At 72.6% G+C, this 17,768-nt stretch carries 14 protein-coding genes, 1 pseudogene and 1 riboswitch; of the genes and pseudogenes, 8 read left to right on the top strand and 7 right to left on the bottom strand.

All coding sequences use genetic code 11. The annotated features are described in order from the left end of the window. Positions 1–61 precede the first annotated feature (61 nt). From AB0M46_RS24505 to AB0M46_RS24495, 3 genes are all read right to left on the bottom strand, one after another. Positions 62–523 carry a cupin domain-containing protein gene (locus tag AB0M46_RS24505; RefSeq protein ID WP_363339291.1) on the bottom strand — a complete coding sequence of 154 codons (462 nt, stop codon included), beginning with the start codon at positions 521–523 and terminating at the stop codon, positions 62–64. A gap of 34 nt (positions 524–557) precedes the next feature. Further along, a complete protein-coding gene (locus tag AB0M46_RS24500) occupies positions 558–1,709 on the bottom strand; it encodes an Ig-like domain-containing protein (RefSeq protein WP_363339290.1) in 1,152 nt (383 codons plus the stop codon). A gap of 75 nt (positions 1,710–1,784) precedes the next feature. Beyond that, a complete protein-coding gene (locus AB0M46_RS24495; protein ID WP_363339289.1) occupies positions 1,785–2,657 on the bottom strand; it encodes a hypothetical protein in 873 nt (290 codons plus the stop codon). A 292-nt stretch (positions 2,658–2,949) separates the two neighbouring features. Beyond that, a riboswitch (cyclic di-AMP (ydaO/yuaA leader) is annotated at positions 2,950–3,085 on the top strand. Here AB0M46_RS24495 and AB0M46_RS24490 point away from each other — a divergent pair. Then, positions 3,083–3,961: a C39 family peptidase gene (locus tag AB0M46_RS24490; protein WP_363339288.1), complete on the top strand. Its 879-nt coding sequence runs from the start codon at positions 3,083–3,085 to the stop codon at positions 3,959–3,961. (Overlaps the previous riboswitch by 3 nt.) Before the next feature lie 31 nt (positions 3,962–3,992). Here AB0M46_RS24490 and AB0M46_RS24485 read toward each other — a convergent pair whose 3' ends face one another. Further along, a complete protein-coding gene (locus AB0M46_RS24485) occupies positions 3,993–6,068 on the bottom strand; it encodes a transglycosylase domain-containing protein (RefSeq protein WP_363339287.1) in 2,076 nt (691 codons plus the stop codon). A 280-nt stretch (positions 6,069–6,348) separates the two neighbouring features. Between AB0M46_RS24485 and asnB the strand changes: the two genes are divergently transcribed. Next, entirely contained in the window at positions 6,349–8,256 is a 1,908-nt protein-coding gene (asnB, locus tag AB0M46_RS24480; protein WP_363339387.1) for an asparagine synthase (glutamine-hydrolyzing), read from the top strand. A 738-nt stretch (positions 8,257–8,994) separates the two neighbouring features. On the opposite strand, the pseudogene recQ reads toward asnB, so the two are convergent. After that, positions 8,995–11,289 (bottom strand): annotated as a pseudogene (recQ, locus tag AB0M46_RS24475) (DNA helicase RecQ); the annotation flags it as partial. Between the two features lie 63 nt (positions 11,290–11,352). Then, positions 11,353–11,712: a YciI family protein gene (locus tag AB0M46_RS24470; protein WP_363339286.1), complete on the bottom strand. Its 360-nt coding sequence runs from the start codon at positions 11,710–11,712 to the stop codon at positions 11,353–11,355. A gap of 79 nt (positions 11,713–11,791) precedes the next feature. Here AB0M46_RS24470 and AB0M46_RS24465 point away from each other — a divergent pair, with 79 nt between their 5' ends. Next, complete coding sequence (locus tag AB0M46_RS24465; RefSeq protein ID WP_363339285.1) at positions 11,792–12,718, top strand: RNA polymerase subunit sigma-70; 927 nt, start codon at positions 11,792–11,794, stop codon at positions 12,716–12,718. Here AB0M46_RS24465 and AB0M46_RS24460 read toward each other — a convergent pair. Continuing rightward, entirely contained in the window at positions 12,704–13,705 is a 1,002-nt protein-coding gene (locus AB0M46_RS24460) for a hypothetical protein (RefSeq protein ID WP_363339284.1), read from the bottom strand. The genes AB0M46_RS24465 and AB0M46_RS24460 overlap by 15 nt on opposite strands. 107 nt (positions 13,706–13,812) lie before the next feature. Between AB0M46_RS24460 and AB0M46_RS24455 the strand changes: the two genes are divergently transcribed. The 5 genes from AB0M46_RS24455 (at position 13,813) to AB0M46_RS24435 (ending at position 17,605) form a co-directional block, all read left to right on the top strand. Then, positions 13,813–14,376, top strand: a complete 564-nt coding sequence (locus AB0M46_RS24455) for a hypothetical protein (protein ID WP_363339283.1) — start codon at positions 13,813–13,815, stop codon at positions 14,374–14,376. Between the two features lie 80 nt (positions 14,377–14,456). After that, a complete protein-coding gene (locus tag AB0M46_RS24450) occupies positions 14,457–15,077 on the top strand; it encodes a hypothetical protein (protein ID WP_363339281.1) in 621 nt (206 codons plus the stop codon). 84 nt (positions 15,078–15,161) lie between these two features. Beyond that, the gene (locus AB0M46_RS24445; protein ID WP_363339279.1) at positions 15,162–15,761 is read left to right on the top strand and encodes a PadR family transcriptional regulator; all 600 of its coding nucleotides are present in this window, start codon (positions 15,162–15,164) and stop codon (positions 15,759–15,761) included. A gap of 144 nt (positions 15,762–15,905) precedes the next feature. Continuing rightward, positions 15,906–16,850, top strand: coding sequence for an ATP-binding cassette domain-containing protein (locus AB0M46_RS24440; RefSeq protein ID WP_363339278.1), 945 nt, complete (start codon positions 15,906–15,908; stop codon positions 16,848–16,850). Then, positions 16,847–17,605 (top strand): ABC transporter permease, encoded by a 759-nt coding sequence (locus AB0M46_RS24435; RefSeq protein ID WP_363339277.1) that lies wholly within the window; start codon positions 16,847–16,849, stop codon positions 17,603–17,605. Before AB0M46_RS24440 ends, AB0M46_RS24435 begins: the two co-directional genes overlap by 4 nt. The last annotated feature ends 163 nt before the right edge of the window (positions 17,606–17,768 follow it).

Below are 17,768 nucleotides of genomic sequence, written 5' to 3'. Positions count from 1 at the left end.
TAAATCGGCGTCGCTGCGTATGCGAAAGAGCCCCGCCGCGCGGTCGCGACGGGGCTCTCGGTCACCAGCAGGCCTCCCGGTCCGGGAGGCGGTCGGCTTCGGGCAGGCGGACCGCCATGGACTGCGGCGGGCGGGCGTACTCGGCATCGGTGACCTGCTCGCCCCACTCCGTGCCGGTGCCGTCCGGGTCGGTCTCGTGGGTGGACACCACGGCCACGAAGGTCGCCGGGCCGGCGCCGTGCCAGTGCCACTCGCCGGCCTCCACCACGATCGTGTCGCCGGCCCGCACCTCGTGGACCGGGCCGCCGCGGCGCTGGACCCGGCCCACGCCGTGCAGGACGTGCAGGACCCGGCCGTACGGGCAGCGGTGCCACGCCGTGCGGGCGCCCGGGTTGAACTGGGCGTGGAACGTCGCCAGGCGGGACGGCTCCATCGCGACGACGTCGCGACCGATCCAGGCCACGCCGGAGTAGCGCTGCTGCGGCGCGGGCCGGCTGGTGCTCGGCGCGCGGATGACCTCCATGTGTACCCCTCCCTCGCTGTGTAGTCCTGTCGGTCTATGCCTTCGTGTAGTCGGCCCAGGACATGTCCCAGGCCGTCCAGCCGTCGCCCGCGTCGAGCGGCGCGCCCGTGTTGCGCGTGACCACCGGGTCGCCGACCAGCAGCGACTCGTAGAGCCACCGGCCGTTGTCGGTGGAGACGTTGGTGCAGCCGTGCGAGACGTCGCGCACGCCCTGGTCGCCGACCGACCAAGGGGCGGCGTGGATGTACTGCCCGCCCCAGGTGAGGCGCATCGCGTACTGGACCGCGGCGGTGTACTCCGGCGTGCGGAACACCGTCGAGGGCTCCCGCGACATGACCACCGTGGTGCCGCTGGACGAGGGCGTGGACGGCTTGCCCAGGCTCACCGGAATAGTGCGGATCGGCTGGTCGTTCTGGAACACGGTCATCTGCTTCGTGCTGTCGTCGATGTCGACGGTGAGCTTGCGGCCGATCGTGATGGAGGCGGTGAGGTCCTCGTCGGTGTGGCCGTTGCCGATGGGCACGCCGTTGAGGGCCTTACGCGCGGTGATCTTCGTGCCCGGCTGCCAGTAGTTCTGCGGGCGGTACATCACCTCGTGCCCGCTGAACCAGCGCCACGCCCCGGGCTGCGGCGGATCGCTGGTCACGAAGAGCCGCTGTTGCACGGCCGCGCGGGATTCGGGCGGCACGTCGCTGCCGAAGTCGACGACGATCGGCATCCCGACGCCGTACGTCCCGCCGTTGGTGAGCATCAGGTCGGAATTGATCGCCGGGCCGGTCGGCTTGGCCGCCGTGGTGAAGGTCGACGTCTTCGTCACCGGCTTGCCGTCAGCCCCGACGGCGGTCACCTTGACGGTGTAGGAGGCGCCGTAGTGCAGGGCGGCGGCCGGCACCCAGGAACTGCCGTCGGCCCGTGGCTCGCCGGCCACGGCCTGACCGGCCGCGTCGGTGAGTGCCACGTTGGTGATCTTGCCGTCGTTGACCTTCAGCCCGATTTCGGCGCTGATCGGCGACCCGGCGTCGCCTGCGGTCGGGGTGATGGAGAGCCCGACCGGTGTCGGGGGAGCGCTGTGCTTGGCCACCGAGGGTTTCCGCGTGGAACCATCGCAGGCCGACAGCGCCGGTTGCGCCGCGATCGCGAGCACGAGCAGCGCGGTCGCGGACCGGAACACGCTGTGTCTGTACATGCGGCTCATCGTCGTGCCGGCCCGGGCGAGGCCGGGCCGGCAAACGAATGACAACGGGAAGGATCGGCGGCGGCCTTACATCGTGGCGTCGGCGATCGTGTTGGCGAGGCCCTCCCACTTGGCGTACGCGTCGGGGAAGGCGGAGCCCTGGACCTTCTGCGCGGCCACGGTGACCGCGTAGTCGCCCCAGCCGGGGATGCGCAGCAGCGCCGCGTAGAAGCGGCGGGCCGACTCCTCCGGGTTCATGAGCTGCTCGATGCTGCCCCAGCTGGGCCGCTGCTGGAACAGCCCGACCGAGTCGTAGTCGTAGCCCACGCCCTCGTTCGGGTGCTCCAGCGACGCGGGGAGGTTGCCGTTGGCCAGGTTGCGCAGGTGGCTCTCCTGCAGCGCGGTGGCCAGCGCCACCACGACCGCGCGCTTGGGCAGCCTCTCCCGCTTGGCCACCGCGACGATGGCCAGCGCGTTGTCCATCTCCATCTGGCTGAGCCCGCCCACGGGCGCCACCTTGGTGGGCGCGGCGGACGGCGGGGACGTGTCGGACGGGTTGGAGGGGTTGGACGGGTTCGAGGGGTCGGAGGTTTTCGGCGGGTTGGACTTGGACTTCTTGGACGGGGCGGGCGGGTTGGCCGGCGCCCGTTCATGGTTGCGGGAAGCCACCTCTCCTTCCTCCCGCGAGGAGTCGGGACCGGCAGTCGCGGCGGCCGGGCGTTCGGCCGAGGTGACGTCCGGGTCGTCACCCGGGGCGGTCAGCACGGCCGTGAGCCCGAATGCGGCCACGGCGAACACGGTCGCCGCCGCCGCGCCCCGGCGGGGGCCGAGGCTCAGCAGCGGGCGGAGCCGGTCGCGCACCGCGTCGAGGCGGGCGGGGTCCGGCAGCAGGGGGCGGAGCCGGTCGCGCACCGCGTCGAAGCGGGCGGGGTCCGGCAGGAGGACACGGAGGCGGGCCACCGATTGGCGGCCAGAGCGAGTTCGCAGATGGCGAGGACCCGGTTCGGTCTCGTCGCTGGGCTGCGGATTTTCGTCGGCACCGGCGAGCATCCGGCGAGACTAGGACCCCCGGGGTGAGGGGGTGATTCTGGGCATGATAAACGGCGCCCGAGCCGTGTGCGCCGGGGCGCTTTTCGCCTGGGCATCACGCCCCGTAGCCGTTTCGACGGGGGGTGCAAAGCCCTGTTGACCGGCTCGAATAGCCTCGCCGGGTCCACCTCGCCGACGTCTTTCACTCACAGTGGGTGACGGCGTGGCGGATCCGCTGAGTCGTGCGCAGGCACGAGCCGGGGACCCACGTTCTGGGGTGAGTCCGCGTTTGCCGCGGTAGGGCGACCTTCGGCGTCCGAACCCGTCAGCTAACCCGGTAAGCGGTACCGGAAGGAGTGGTACCCCTGAGCTACCTCTACAAACCCCGGCACAACCCCCGGCAGGGCGACCCGTCCGGGCCCGGCCGCCGCCGGATCCCCCTCGTGGCCGCCGCGGCCGCTGTCCTCGCCGTCGCGGCGGGCCTCGGCGTCGCCGGCCTGCAGCGCTCCTCCGCCACGTCCACCCCGCCGGGCGCCACGACGGTCCGGGCCGCCGACGCCCAGGCGCTGGTCGGCGAGGTCCCCGCCGGATCCACGGGCGCGCACGACACGCCGGCGGCCCCGCCGCAGCAGCACGGCGCGGCCCCGGCGACCACCAAGGCCGCGCCCGCCCAGGCCCACAGCGCCGCCCCGGCCCCCAGCGCTTCCCCCACCCCGACCGTCCCGGTCCAGAAAGACTTGACGTACCAGTTCGCCCTCCAGGAGAACTACTACTTCTGCGGTCCGGCCGCGACCCGCATCGCGCTCACGGTCAAGGGCCTCTTCCCGAGCCAGTCGGAGGTCGCCCAGAGCCTGGGCACCACCGAGGGCGGCACCAACTCGTCGAACGACACCACGCGTGCGCTCAACGCGTACCTGAAGACCGACCTCTACAAGGCCCACTTCATCACCGGGCAGGCGGCCTCCGAGGCCGACATCGCCGAGCTGAAGGCGGCGGTCGTCAACGCGGTCTCGCACGGGTACGCCGTCGTGGCCAACATCGCCGGCACGACCACCGACGACGCCGGGCGCGGCCACTCCTACGAGGGCGGGCACTACCTCACCATCGTCGGCTACCGCGACGGCGGCCAGACCGTGAAGATCGCGGATCCGGCCGACGCCCAGGGGTCCGGCTCCTACACCCTGTCCATCGCCAACATGGCCAACTGGATCGCCCAGCGCGGCTACTCGGCCTGATCGCTTCGACCGCCGCGCGGCGTCCGCCGGTTCAGGCTCCCATCGCCCGGGCCCGGCTCGGGACGGCGAAGTTCTGGACCGGCACGCCGCGCAGCGCGAACGCCATGGTGTGCGCCACGGCCCCGTTGACCGAGCTGGAGACGCCGCCGCCCACGTAGTCGTTGGGGTTGTCCGGGTTGACCGCGATGCCGGCCGCGGCGATCTGCGGGGTGAAGCCCACGAAGGTCTCCGTGGCGTTGTACTCCGCGCTGCCCGTCTTGCCCGCCACCGGCCGCCCGAGGATCCCGGAGACGGCCTCGGCGGTGCCGCCGTCGCACTTGCCGTAGGCCGAGCCCTTGCTGACCGGGCAGCGGGCGGCGTCGGTCGCGGCCGCGGCCACGTCCGGGTCGACCACCTGCCGGCACTTCGGGGTGCCGGCGTCCAGCGTCTTGCCGTCGGCGTCCTTGATGGACAGCACCGGCAGCGGCTGGCAGTACACGCCGCCGGCCGCCACCGCCGCGTAGGCGTTGGCCAGGTCCAGCGGGCTGGTCGAGGCGACGCCCAGCGTGAACGAGCCCCATGTGTCGGCCTTGGCCGCCAGCGCCGCGTCATGGTCGTCGCGGAAGACGATGCCCAGCCGCTGCGCCATCTCGATCGCCCGGCTGGCGCCGACCTGCTCTTCCAGCCACACGAAGTACGTGTTCACCGAGCGCCCGAAGCCGTTCCACATCGTGCGGTCGCCGTCCATCCAGCTCGGGGTGTCGTTGGCCGGGCACCACCGCCCGCCGCAGCCGGACGACCCGTCGCCCGGCCAGATGGTGACCAGCCGGGCCGGCGCGTTGAAGTGCGTGTTCAGGGGCCGCCCGGAGTCCAGCGCGGCGAGCATCGTGAACATCTTGAAGGTCGATCCGGCCTGGTACCCCGCGACGCCCGAACCGCCCGCGACGAGCTGGTTGACGGTGTTGGGGTAGTTCGGGTGCTCCGGCGGGTTGGCCTCCAGGCTGTAGTGCCGATTGACCGCCATCGCCAGCACCCGGCCGCTGCCCGGCTGGACGACGGCCAGGGGCAGCGAGCGGGCGTTGCCGTAGCCGTAGACGCCGAGCGACTGGCCCAGCGCCGCGGCCTGGATGCCGGGATCGATCGAGGTGACGATGGTGTAGCCGCCGGTGCGCAGCGCCTCGTCGCGCTCGGTCGCGGTGGTCCCGAACTCGGCCTGGCTGTTCCACCACTGCCGGAAGTAGTCGCAGAAGAAGCCCCAGTCGTTGTGCGCGGCGTCGACCGCCGTGCAGTCGTTGGGCGGCCGCAGCTCCGTCAGGCGCACCTCGGCGGTCTTGGCCGCGTTCGCCGCCGCCGGCGTGACCGCGTGCATCTTCGCCATCGAGTCGAGGGTGTAGGCCCGCCGCTGCAGCGCATGTTCCCGCTCGCCGCGCAGCGGGTTGTCCACGTCCGGAGACTGCAGCACGCCGGCCAGCATGGCCGCCTCGGCCAGCGTGAGGTCGGCCGGATTCTTGCCGAAGTAGGTCTGGGCGGCGGCGTAGATGCCGTAGGCACCCGCGCCGAAGTAGGCGATGTTGAGGTACCGCTGCAGGATCTCGTTCTTGCCGAGGCGCTGCTCGAGCGCCAGGGACAGCTTCATCTCGCGCAGCTTGCGGGCCGGGGTGTCGGAGAGCGCGTCCAGGTGCTGCTGGGGCGTCAGGCCGGGGTCGTTCTTGAGCACGTTGCGCACGTACTGCATGGTCAGCGTCGAGGCGCCCTGCTGCGCGCCGCCGCGGCTGTTGGACACGAACGCGCGCGCCACGCCCTTCAGGTCCACGCCGTGGTGCTGGTAGAAGCGGGTGTCCTCGGCCGCCACCACGGCCTGCCGCATGACCGGGGCGACCTGATCGAGCGGGATGTCGCGGCGGTTCTCGTCGTAGAACGTGGTGAGCAGCGTCTTGCCGTCGCTGGCGTAGACGTAGGACGTCTGGGCCGGCGGCGGCGTGGCCAGGTTGACCGGGAGGTTCTCCCACGTGTCGCTGCCCGCCCTGGCCAGCCCGCCGGTGACGATCGCGACCGGTAGCAGGCCGGCCGCCACCACCAGGCCGGCCAGCACCGCGCACAGCAGCAGCCGCAACAGCCGGGTGGCCACGCGCCGCTTCCGGGGCTGGGGACGGGGGCGGGGGCGGCGGCGCAGGCGCATAACTGTTCTCCCGGGGTGGGGCTTTTTCGGTGGCGCGCCGCTACCCGGCGGGCCCGGCGGTAACCACCGCCCCGTCGTGGATCACCCGGGCCATTGGCCGGGGCGAGGGATCGGATGGGTGGGGACATATCCGCCCGCCCGGTCGCCCGCAGTCTGATCGGCTGGATGCGCGGCGCACCGTGGCCGTCCGGAGCGAAGGGGGCGAGACGACACCATGTGCGGCTTCGTGATGTACACCGGCAACGACATCATCACCGCGGAACTGCTCGGCGCGATGGAGCGCCAGCTCGGGCTGATCGACCACCGTGGGCCCGACGACATGGCCCTGGAACGGATCGCCCCCGGCGTGGCGGCGGGCTTCCGGCGCCTGGCGATCATCGACCGCCAGGGCAGCCGGCAGCCGCTGAGCTACCCGCCGTCCGGCCCCCAGACGGGCCGCTGGACGTTGGTCTTCAACGGCGAGATCTACAACTTCGAGGCTCTGCGCGAGGAGCTCATCCGCGAGCACGGCGCCGTCTTCGCCACCGACGGCGACTCGGAGGTGCTCGCCGCCGCGTTCCACCACTGGGGCGAGGACGCCCTGCAGCGGCTGCGCGGCATGTTCGCGTTCGCCATCTGGGACTCCGCCACCGAGACCCTCTACGCCGCCCGGGACCCGTTCGGGATCAAGCCGCTGTACTACGTCGAGACCCTCGACGGCGGCCTGTGGCTGGCCAGCGAGAAGGCGCCGCTGCTCCTGCAGACCTCACGGGAGCTCGATCCGACGGCGCTGTCGCTGTACCTCACGATGCAGTACGTCCCGGAGCCGTACACGATGCACCGCGACGTGCGCCGGCTCCCCGCCGGCGGCCTGCTGATCCGCCGGTTCGCCGGCTCCCCGGTGATCCGCCGCTACACCCGCAACTGGCTGCGCCCCGACCCCGCCGCCGACGAGGCCGCCGCCGTGGCCGACCTTCGCGAGGCCCTGCGCGACAGCGTCCGCGCCCACATGCGCGCCGACGTCCCGGTCGGCGCCTTCCTGTCCAGCGGCATCGACTCGACCGCGATCGTGGCCCTGGCCTCCGAGCTGCACCCGCGCCTGCAGGCCTTCACCGCCGGCTTCGACACCACGACCGCGTTCTCGGAGCTGGAGATCGCCGAGCGCTCCGCCGCCCACCTCGGGGTCGACCTGCATCCCGCCGTGGTCCGCCCGGACCAGGTGATGGAGGCGCTCCCGCGGATCATCTGGCACCTCGGCGACCCGGTCGCGGACCCGTCCATCGTGCCGCTGTACTTCCTCGCCCGCACCGCCGCCGAGCACGTCACCGTGGTGCTCTCCGGCGAGGGCGCCGACGAACTGGCCGGCGGGTACACCATCTACCGCGAGCCCCATTCGGTCGCCCCGGTCGCCAACCTCGGCGAGCCCCTCCAGCGGGGCCTGCGCGCCCTGGCCCGCGCCCTGCCCGACGGGATGCGTGGCAAGAGCTACCTGCAGCGGGCCACGACCCCGATGCCGGACCGGTACTTCGGCAACGCCCGCATCCTCACCGACGAGGAGAAGGCCCGGATCCTGCGCGGCGCCCGGGTGGTCGGCCACCAGCACGTGACCGCCGCCCTGTACGCCGAGGCCGCCGCCCTCGACCCGGTGGCCACCATGCAGCACATCGACATCAACACGTGGCTGACCGGCGACATCCTGACCAAGGCCGACCGCATGTCGATGGCCCACTCCCTGGAGCTGCGGGTGCCGTTCCTGGACCGCCGCGTGTTCGAGGTCCTGTCCCGCCTGCCCTCCCGGCTGAAGGTCCCGGACCGCGGCCGCACCACGAAGTACGCCCTGCGCCGCGCGGTGGCCGGCATCGTCCCCGACTTCATCGTCGACCGGCCGAAACTGGGCTTCCCCACCCCGGCCCGCCGCTGGCTGCGCGCCGAACTCGCCGAGTGGGCCCACCACGTCTTCTCGACGTCGGGCGCCGGCCGGCTGATCGACCTGAACTACGCCCACACCCTGCTGTCGGCCCACGAGAAGGCCGAGGCCGACCACGCCCGCAAGCTGTGGATCCTGCTGACCTTCTGCCTCTGGCACGGCATCTTCGTCGACGGCACCATCACCGTGACGCGCCCGGAGCCCCGGGTCCGCCCCATGCTCACCGGCTGAAGGCCAGCGCCCGCCCCGCGCCGGCCGCACGATCGCCGCCCTGCCGGCCGGGGCTGGCCCGGCGTGGAGCCCCTCGCCGGTCCCACGGTCGCGGACTGGATGGCCTCGAGCCGCGTCGAGCCAGGTCCCACGGTCGCGGACTGGATGGCCTCGGCCCGCGTCGAGCCTGGCGCCGGCCCACGGTTACGGGCCGGGCTGGGCTGGGCTGGCCGACGGCCTCGGGCTGGGCCGCGCGGAGTCCCGGATTGGTCTGCGGTCGGCGGCCGGCCCGCGTGCTGCCGCATTGCCGCGCCGGAAGGCCAGTCCCGCCTGCCGCGGCACGGCGGCGCCAGAGCAAACCGATCCGCCCGAGCGATCGGGTGCGGCCGAGCGATCCGGTCCGCCGAAGCGATCGGGTGCGGCCGGGCGATCCGGTCTGCCCGAGCGTCAGGGTTCGACGTCCCACGGGGGTTCCTCGTCCCACGGCGGCTCCTCGTCGCCCCACAACATCTCGTCGTCGGGCCCGGTGGCGCGCGTCGCTGGGGCGGGCGCCGTAGCACGCGCCGCCGCCGGAGCGGAGGCCGTCGCGGCGGGTGTCGCGGCCGCTGCCCGTTGCGGTCGCGAGCCTGCCCCGGAAGCGGGTGCCGTGGAGGCGTGCGGCGCGGGCGGCGTGGAGGCGTTCGACGCGGCGGCCTGGGCGGGCACCGCCGGGGTACGCGGCGACGGCACAGGATCGCCGTCGAGTTCGGCAAGGGTGGCGAGAATCTGGTCGCCGTACTTGGTGAGCTTGGTCCCGCCGACCCCGTTGATCCTCGCCAGGTCGGCGAGCGCGCGTGGCTGTTCGGCGGCGATCTGGTGCAGGGTGGCGTCCCGGAAGATCACATACGGCGGGACCGCGTCGGCCCGCGCCACGGACGTGCGCCACGCGCGGAGCCGCTCGAAGACCCGGCCGGGATCGTGCACCACCCGCCCGGCGCCCCCCGAAGCATCCACGTCGAACAGGGAGGCCTCACCATCGGCGGCGGAGGCCGTCGAGCTGGATGCCGCCGGGGCGGGCGATGGCGAGCGGGGTGCCGGAGCGGCCGGAGCGGGCGAGGCAGGCGCCGCGGCGGGCGGGGCGGGCGCCACGGCGGGCGAGGTACGCACCGCGGCGGGCGGGGCAGGCACCGCGGCGGGCGGCGGCGCATCCGGGCCGGAACCCAGCTCGGCCAGGGCGGCGAGGATCTCGTCGCCGAACTTGGCCAGCTTGTTCTCGCCGACCCCGTTGATCCGGGCCAGATCCGCCAGCGTGCGGGGGCGGTCGGCGGCGATCTGGCGCAGCGTCGCGTCGTGGAAGATGACGTAGGCCGGCACGCCCTGGGCCTTGGCCGTCGTGGCGCGCCACGCGCGCAGGTGCTCGAAGACCGGCAACGTCTCCGGCGAGAGGTCGGCGCCGGCCTGGGCGTCGCGGCGGGCGGTCTTGGCCGCCTTTGCCGCGGAGACGGGGCGGTCGGGCTCGCGGCGGAGCATGACCTGCCGGCGGCGGCCCAGCACGTCGGCGCTGCCGTCGGTCAGCACGAGCGTGCCGTAGTCGCCCTCGACGGCCAGCAGGCCCTGGGCCAGCAGCTGGCGCACGACCGTGCGCCACTCGTTCTCCCGCAGGTCGGCGCCGACGCCGAAGACCGAGAGCTCGTCGTGGTGCCACTGCACGATCTTGTCGGTCTTCTTGCCGAGCAGGATGTCGATGCACTGGCCGGCGCCGAACTTCTGGTTGCGCTCCCGCTGCAGCCGCAGGATGGTCGAGAGCAGCTTCTGGGCGGCCACCGTGCCGTCCCAGGACTCGGGCGGGGCCAGGCACGTGTCGCAGTTGTCGCAGCCGCCGACCTGCTCCTGGCCGAAATACGCCAGCAGCTGCCCCCGCCGGCACTCGACCGTCTCGCACAGGGCGAGCATCGCGTCGAGGTGCTGGGAGAGGTTGCGGCGGTGGGCGGCGTCGCCCTCGGAGGTGTCGATCATCTTGCGCTGCTGCACGACGTCCTGCAGGCCGTAGGCGAGCCAGGCGGTGGAGGGCTCGCCATCGCGGCCCGCGCGGCCGGTCTCCTGGTAGTAGCCCTCGATCGACTTGGGCAGGTCGAGGTGGGCGACGAAGCGCACGTCGGGCTTGTCGATGCCCATGCCAAACGCGATGGTGGCCACCATGACCAGGCCGTCCTCGCGCAGGAAGCGGTTCTGGTGCTCGGCGCGGGTCCGCGCGTCCAGGCCGGCGTGATACGGCAGCGCCGGCACCCCGCTGTCCTTGAGGAACTCGGCGATCTTCTCCACGGAGTTGCGGGACAGGCAGTAGACGATCCCGGCGTCGCCGCGGTGCTCGCGGCGCAGGAAGTCCAGCAGCTGGCGCCGCGGGTCCTGCTTGGCCACGATGCGGTACTGAATGTTGGGCCGGTCGAAGCTCGACACGAAGTGCCTGGCGTCGGTGAGCCCGAGCCGGGTGGCGATCTCCTTGTGCGTCGCGGTGGTCGCGGTGGCCGTCAGCGCGATGCGCGGCACGTCGGGCCACCGCTCGTGCAGCATCGACAGGTTGAGGTAGTCGGGGCGGAAGTCGTGGCCCCACTGGGAGACGCAGTGCGCCTCGTCGATCGCGAAGAGCGCGATGCGGCCCCGCTCCAGCAGCCGCATGGTGCCGGCCGAGGCGAGCGCCTCCGGGGCCAGATACAGCAGGTCGAGCTCCCCGGTGGTGAACTGCGCCTCGACCGTGCGGCGCTGCTCGTAGTCGAGCGTGGAGTTGATGAAGCCCGCCTGCACCCCCAGCTCGCGCAGGGTGTCGACCTGGTTCTGCATGAGCGCGATGAGCGGCGAGATGACGACCGCGGTGCCCGCCCGCACGATCGCCGGGATCTGGTAGCACAGCGACTTGCCGCCGCCGGTGGGCATGAGGACCAGGGCGTCGCCGCCGCCGATCACGTGCTCGATGATCTCCCGCTGGCTGCCCCGGAACTCGTCATAGCCGAACACCCTGCGCAACACATCGAGCGCGTTCTTCCCACCGTCCACGGCGGCTATCCTACGGACCCCCACCGACAAGAACCGGGACGGCCGATCCGGTCGGTGACGGATCGGCCATACCGGCTACACGCAGGGTTACGCCTCCTGGGTGTACACGATCGGGCGCACCTCGATCGCGTTCCACCTGGCGTCGGGGATCATGGCCGCCAGCTCCAGCGCCCGCTCCTTGGTCGCCGTCTCGACCACGTAGAAGCCGGCCAGGAACTCCTTCGCCTCCACGTACGGCCCGTCGGTCACCGTCCGCGCGCCGGCCCGCACCCGCACCACGGCGCTCTCCTCGACCGGCCCCAGCGCGTCGGTGCGGATCATCTCGCCGCTCTCGGTGATGGTCTTGATGAACGACTCGTGCCCGGCCATCACCTCGTCGATGTCGGCCTGGGTCAGGGTCGCCCACACCTCGGGGTTCATGTGGATCAGCAGCAGGTACTTCATCATCAGCTCCTCGTAGGATCGCGGTTCACCCGGAGGTCGGAGCCGCCCCGCCCATCTCTACACGACTCGGTAGGTTGTGGGCGTGGACTTCCACGACCTGTTCGAGCGGCACCGGCGGGAGCTGCACGTGCACTGCTACCGCATGCTCGCCTCGTTCGCCGACGCCGACGACGCGGTGCAGGAGACGTTCCTGCGCGCGTGGCGGCACCGCGACGACTTCGAGCCGGGGTCGAACGCGCGCGCGTGGCTGTACCGCATCGCCACCAACGCGTGCCTGGACGCCATCCGCCGCAGCAACCGCCGCCCGCCCGCCGCCGGCGCCGAGGTCTCCTGGCTGCAGCCCTACCCCGACCAGCTGCTCGACCGGGTCGCGCCGGCCGAGGACGAGCCCCACGCCGTGGTGGTGGCCCGGGAGACGATCGAGCTGGCCTACCTCACCACGATCCAGCTGCTGCCGGCCCGCCAGCGCGCGGTGCTGCTGCTGCGCGACGTGCTGGACTGGTCGGCCGCGCAGACCGCCGCCGCGCTCGAACTGAGCGTCCCGGCGGCCAACAGCGCCCTGCAACGGGCCCGCGCGACGCTCAAGTCGGCCCCGGGGCGAGACGGCATGCCGAGCGCGCCCACCGGCGAGGAGCGGGAGCTGCTGGCCCGGCTCATCGCCGCGCACGACAGCGCCGACGTCGGCGCGACGGTCGCCCTGCTGCGCGAGGACGTGCGGGTCACCATGCCGCCGCTGCCGATGGAGTACCACGGGCTGGCCGAGTTCCTCCCGCTGCTGCACCAGGCCTTCGACGGGATGGGGCAGTGGCGCCTCGTGCCGACCGCGGCGAATCGCACCCCGGCCGCCGCCAGCTACCTGCGCGCGCCCGGCGACACCGAGTTCCGGGCGTTCAAGCTCGACGTGATCAGGATGGACGCCGGGCGGGTCGCCGAGTTCACCACCTTCGACGCGGCGCTGTTCCCGCAGTTCGATCTTCCAGTGGTACTGCGGGATTCACAGCTTCGTTGACGCGGGCAACGGCAGCGACTTGGTGAGCTTGGTGAGGGCGGCGGCGGCCTTGGCGAACGGCGTGCCGTCCGGGTGCACCGTCAGCACGGCGACGATGTACCGGTCGTCCTCGCCGACCGTGCCCGTGGTGTGCAGCACCTCGCCGACCATGTCGGGCTTGTTGGGCGCGGCCGCGGGGACGAAGGCGGGCTTGTCCCGCGCCGCCAGGTCCGCACCCGCGACACAGGGCGTGGCGGGCTCGTCGCCGAAGCCCGACCATCCCTGCTTGGCCGCGCGCGGCTGCTTGAACGTGCTGGGGATGCCGAACGACTGGTCGTAGTGGTCCGTCCCGCACTTCGTCGTCTGGTGCAGGTTGTCGATGATGAACTCGCGGACCGGCTCGGGCGCCTTGTCCAGGATGTACTGGTACACCCGGACCAGATCGGCGGCGCTGACGGCCGTGTAGCCCCAGTACCCCGGCTGGCTGACGGGCGGCGGCACGGTGTCCTGCAGCCCGAGCCGTGGCACCATGCGGGCCACGATCTGGCCCTGGCCGCCGGCCTTCCAGAAGCCGGTCGCGGCCGCGTCGTCGCTGGAGCGCAGCATGGTCTCCAGCTCCGGCTGGTCGGCGGGCGGCACGGAGTACGACGGCCCCTTGTCCCAGAAGTAGTCGAGCGCGATGAGCAGCTTCACCAGCGACGCCGAGCGGAAGCGCCAGCTGCCGTTCTGCTGCAGCACGTACCGCCCGGCCTGCCGGTCGTAGATCACGATCCCGGCGGTCACCCCGGCCGGCACGGGCACGGCCGTGGCCGGCGACGCCGCCGGCGCGCCCAGGCTCGCGTCCGCAGGCGCCGAGGCGGGCTCGGGGCGGGTCGTGGCCGGCGCCGCCGACGCGAAGTTGCTGTCGGCGGCAGGGGGGCCGGCCGGGTCGCCGCAGGCCGTGAGGCCGAACGCGACGACGGCGGACGTGGCCAGCAGCAGGAGCCGGGGGGAGGTCGCACTGCGCATGCCTCATCGTGACCGCCCCGGGCGGCGGAGACAAACACGTGGTCGCGGCGTCGCTCGGCAGAGTCGACGGCCGCTGGGACGTCTGGCCGTCAACGTAGCCTTGAGCTGTGCGGGGGCGCGGCTGGTGGCTGTTCCTCGCCGCCGCGGTCCCGGTCGGGCTGCCGCTGCTCGGGCGGTGGTGGGCCGGGCTGGCCTTCGCGGGCCTTGCCGCGGCCGCGATCGGACCCCTCTTCCTCGCCCAGTGGTGGGCGCGGCGGCATCAGCGCGCGTTGCTCGCGAGTGGTGCCGAGCGCTGGCTCTGTCACGTCCCGCTGCACCGCGCCGCGCTGATCTGGGAGCTCGGCGCCGGCTTCGCGCTGCTGTTCGGCGGCGGCGTGCCGGTGTGCGCCGAGGCCGGCCCGGGCGGGCTCACGCTCCGGCTGCGCCGCCCCGCGTCGCGCCGCCACCCGCCGGTCATCGTGCTGTGGCAGGACATCGCCGCCGTGCGGGCCGAGCCGGCCGGGCGCTTCACCGACTGGGGCCGGGTCGCGCTGCTGCCACTGACCGTCGTCTCGCTCGACCTGCCGGCCGACATCGGCGGCCCATTGATCCTCACCGCGCACGACGCCGGTGGGCTGGTCGAGTCGGTGACGGCGCACAAAATATCGGAGCGGACCGGACACCGTGGGTGAAACGGCGCAGGCGTGACGGAGTCGGCACCCCGCGTGGCTGGGTTGCGCCCGTTTCCGCCGGTTCCGTACGGTGGACATCCATGGCGGAGTTGATCGAGGTTGGTGCCTGGTACGAGGCCCGACCGATCACGGTTGACCAGGGCGTCGACCGTTTCGAGGCACTGCGGCGGGGCGATGCGGCATGGGCTGCAGTCGATCCCGGTGTGGAGCGGTTCGAACGCGAGGTGCGCGCCGGCGTCGACGCCGGGGTGTGGGCCGAGCCGGTCGCCGGCGAGCCCACCCACGTCCTGCTCACCCTGCGCGGCGACGCGCCCACGGAGGCGCTGGACTTCATCCACAAGCTCGCCGACGAGTGTGAGCTGCTGTGCTTCCAGCGGCCCGGCCGCCACCAGCCTGCCGCGCTGTGGCAGCCGCGGCGGCTGCTGCGCGTCCCGGTGCCGCGGCTGACGACCGAGGACGGCTCCCTGGCCCATCACCCGACCGGGGACGACATCCGCGACTTCATCGGCCGCCTGGACGAGGACAACACCACGGCCGTGCTGTGGCGGGAGGACGGCTCCTCCATCCGGGTCGCCTTCGTGCCGGCCCAGCGGCGCTGGCGGGTCTCCACCACGGTGGGCGAGGAGACCAGCGCGGAGCCGGAGCGGGAGGACCTGACCGGCGTCGCCGAGCGCTTCGAGGCCTTCGCCTCCGCCTCCTAGTCCTTCTTTACTCGTGGACGAGTATTCCCCTATACTCGTCCACGAGTACACGCATGCGAGTACGCGGGGGAGGTGTGCGGGGTGATGGCGAAGCGCCGCCGGGTCGGCAACCTGCTCGGGCTGCACGTGCTCGCGACGCTGCACGAGCGCCCCATGCACCCCTACGAGATCGCGGCGGAGATGCGGGGCCGCGGCAAGGAGCAGGACGTCAAGATCCAGTGGGGTTCGCTCTACACCGTGGTGCAGAACCTCGAGAAGCACGGCCTCGTCGAGGCGGCGCACACGGCCCGGGAAGGCCGGCGCCCCGAGCGGACCGTGTACCAGATCACCGACGCCGGCCGCGAGGAGACCGTCGACTGGCTGCGGGAGATCGTGGCCGCGCCGGAGCGGGAGTATCCGCGCCTGCGCTCCGGCCTCTCCGTGCTCGGCATCCTGCCGCCCGACGAGGCGGGCTACCTGCTGCGCAAGCGGCTGGAAGTGCTCGTCCACCAGATCGCGGTCGAGGAGGCCGATCTCGCCGCGTCCGCCGAGAGGGTGCCCCGGCTGTTCATCATCGAGGCCGAATACGGGCTTGCGCTGCTGCGCGCCGAGGCGGACTGGCTGCGGGGACTCGTCGCCGAGATCGAGTCCGGGGAGCTCTCCGGAATGCAGATGTGGCGGCAGTACCACGAAGAGCACCAATAGCAGCGCCGGGCCGCGGTGCGGGAACACCACGGCCCGGCAACGACCTCGACCGATCCCGCGGGAACGGGTCCGGCCTCGGTGTCTGCAACGAACACCAGGATAGCGAACCCGCGGGACCGGTCCGACCCGACCGGAGAACCCGTCATGACCGCTGCCGTGCTGGCACGCGACCTCGTCAAGTCGTATCCCAAGGGCGTGCGCGCCCTCGACCACCTCTCGCTGAGCGTCGAGCCCGGCGAGATCCTCGGCCTGCTCGGCCCCAACGGCGCCGGCAAGTCCACCACCGTCAAGATCCTCACCACGCTCGCCCGGGCCGACTCGGGCCGGGCCGAGGTGGTGGGCCACGACGTCACCCGCGAGCCGGGCCGCGTGCGGGCCGCCATCGGCGTGGTGGCGCAGCGCTCGGGCCTCGACCCGGCCGCCACCGGCCGGGAGAACCTCACCCTGCAGGGCCACCTCTTCGGCCTGCGCGGCGCCGCCCTGCGCCGGCGGGTCGACGAACTGCTCGAGCGCTTCGACCTGGCCGAGGCGGCGGGGCGCCGTACCCGCGAATGGTCCGGCGGCATGCAGCGGCGCCTCGACGTGGCCATGGGGCTCGTCCACCGCCCCGCCGTGCTCTTCCTCGACGAGCCGACCACCGGCCTGGACCCCGAGGGCCGGGCGGCGCTGTGGCGGGAGATCCGCGGCCTGGACGGCATGGCCATCCTGCTCACCACCCACTACCTCGACGAGGCCGACCGCCTCGCCGACCGGATCGCCATCGTCGACGGCGGGCGGGTCGTGGCCGAGGGGACGCCCGACGGGCTCAAGGGGGAGTTGCGCGGGGACGCCGTACACATCGAAGTCCTGGATCCTCCGGAAGGGCCGCAGGCCCGCACGGCGCTGACCGGGCTCCCCGGCCTGCGCGAGATCACGCTGGACGGCAACCGGCTCTCCGCGCGGGCCGGCGACGGGGCGGCCGCCGTGCCCGCCGCGCTCGCCGCGCTGGATGCCGCCGGGATCAGGGTCGCCACGGTCACCGTCGCCCGCCCGAGCCTCGACGACGTGTACCTCAAGCACGCCGGCCGCCGGCTGGAGGTGCACGCGTGAGCCTCGCGTATCTGACCGGACGGCGGCTGAAGGTTTTCATCCAGCAGCCCGCGTTCCTCGTCTTCACGATCATCCAGCCCGCGATCTGGCTGTTCCTCTTCGGCAACCTCTTCCGCAAGATCGTGGACCTGCCCGGCTTCGGCGGCGGCAGCTACCTCGCCTACCTCGTCCCCGGCGTCGTGGTGATGAGCGCCGTGTCGTCCAGCATGTGGTCGGGCATGGGCGTGCTGGAGGAGATCGACCGCGGCACGATGAACCGCTTCCTCATCACCCCGGCCCGCCGCGGCGCGATCCTCGACGCGGTGGTCATCGAGACGACACTGAGCGTGACCGTGCAGTCGCTCATCATCGTGCTGCTCGGCCTGGCCGCCGGCGCCCGGTACCCGTTCGGCGGCGTGCTGCTGCTCCTCGCCGCCTCGGCCCTGCTGGCGGTCGTGTTCAGCGCCCTGTCGAACACGGCGGGCATGCTGGTGCGGCAGCGCGAGTCCATCATCGGCATGAACACCCTGCTGTTGCTGCCCCTGACGTTCCTGTCCTCGGCGTTCGTAGCCCCCGGCCTGATGCCGTCGTGGATGCGGACGATCGCGCGCGGCAACCCGGTGAACTGGGCCCTGGAGGTCTGCCGGTCGGCGCTGCTGGGCTCGTACGACTGGCCCCGCACGCTGTCCTTCGGTGGCCTCCTGCTGGTTCTGGCGGCGGCTCTGGTGCTGTTGTCCGCCCGAACCTTCCGGTCCTACCAGCGTTCCGTCGTCTAGTTGGGGATCCGGTCTAAGGTCTGTATCGAAGTCCGGTTGTAATGCCGGGCTTGGTCGACAGTTCGGGTTGTGCGTCTCGTCGTTCCGGTGTGGTCCTGGCCACTGGTGTGGTTGCGGGTCTCATCCGGGGTTGTCGAGGGCTCGTTCCGAAGGTTCGCCGAGC

It is taken from the genome of Dactylosporangium sp. NPDC051485, assembly GCF_040682015.1.
Classification (GTDB): domain Bacteria; phylum Actinomycetota; class Actinomycetes; order Mycobacteriales; family Micromonosporaceae; genus Dactylosporangium.
This window is presented reverse-complemented; position numbering and strand designations above follow the sequence as displayed.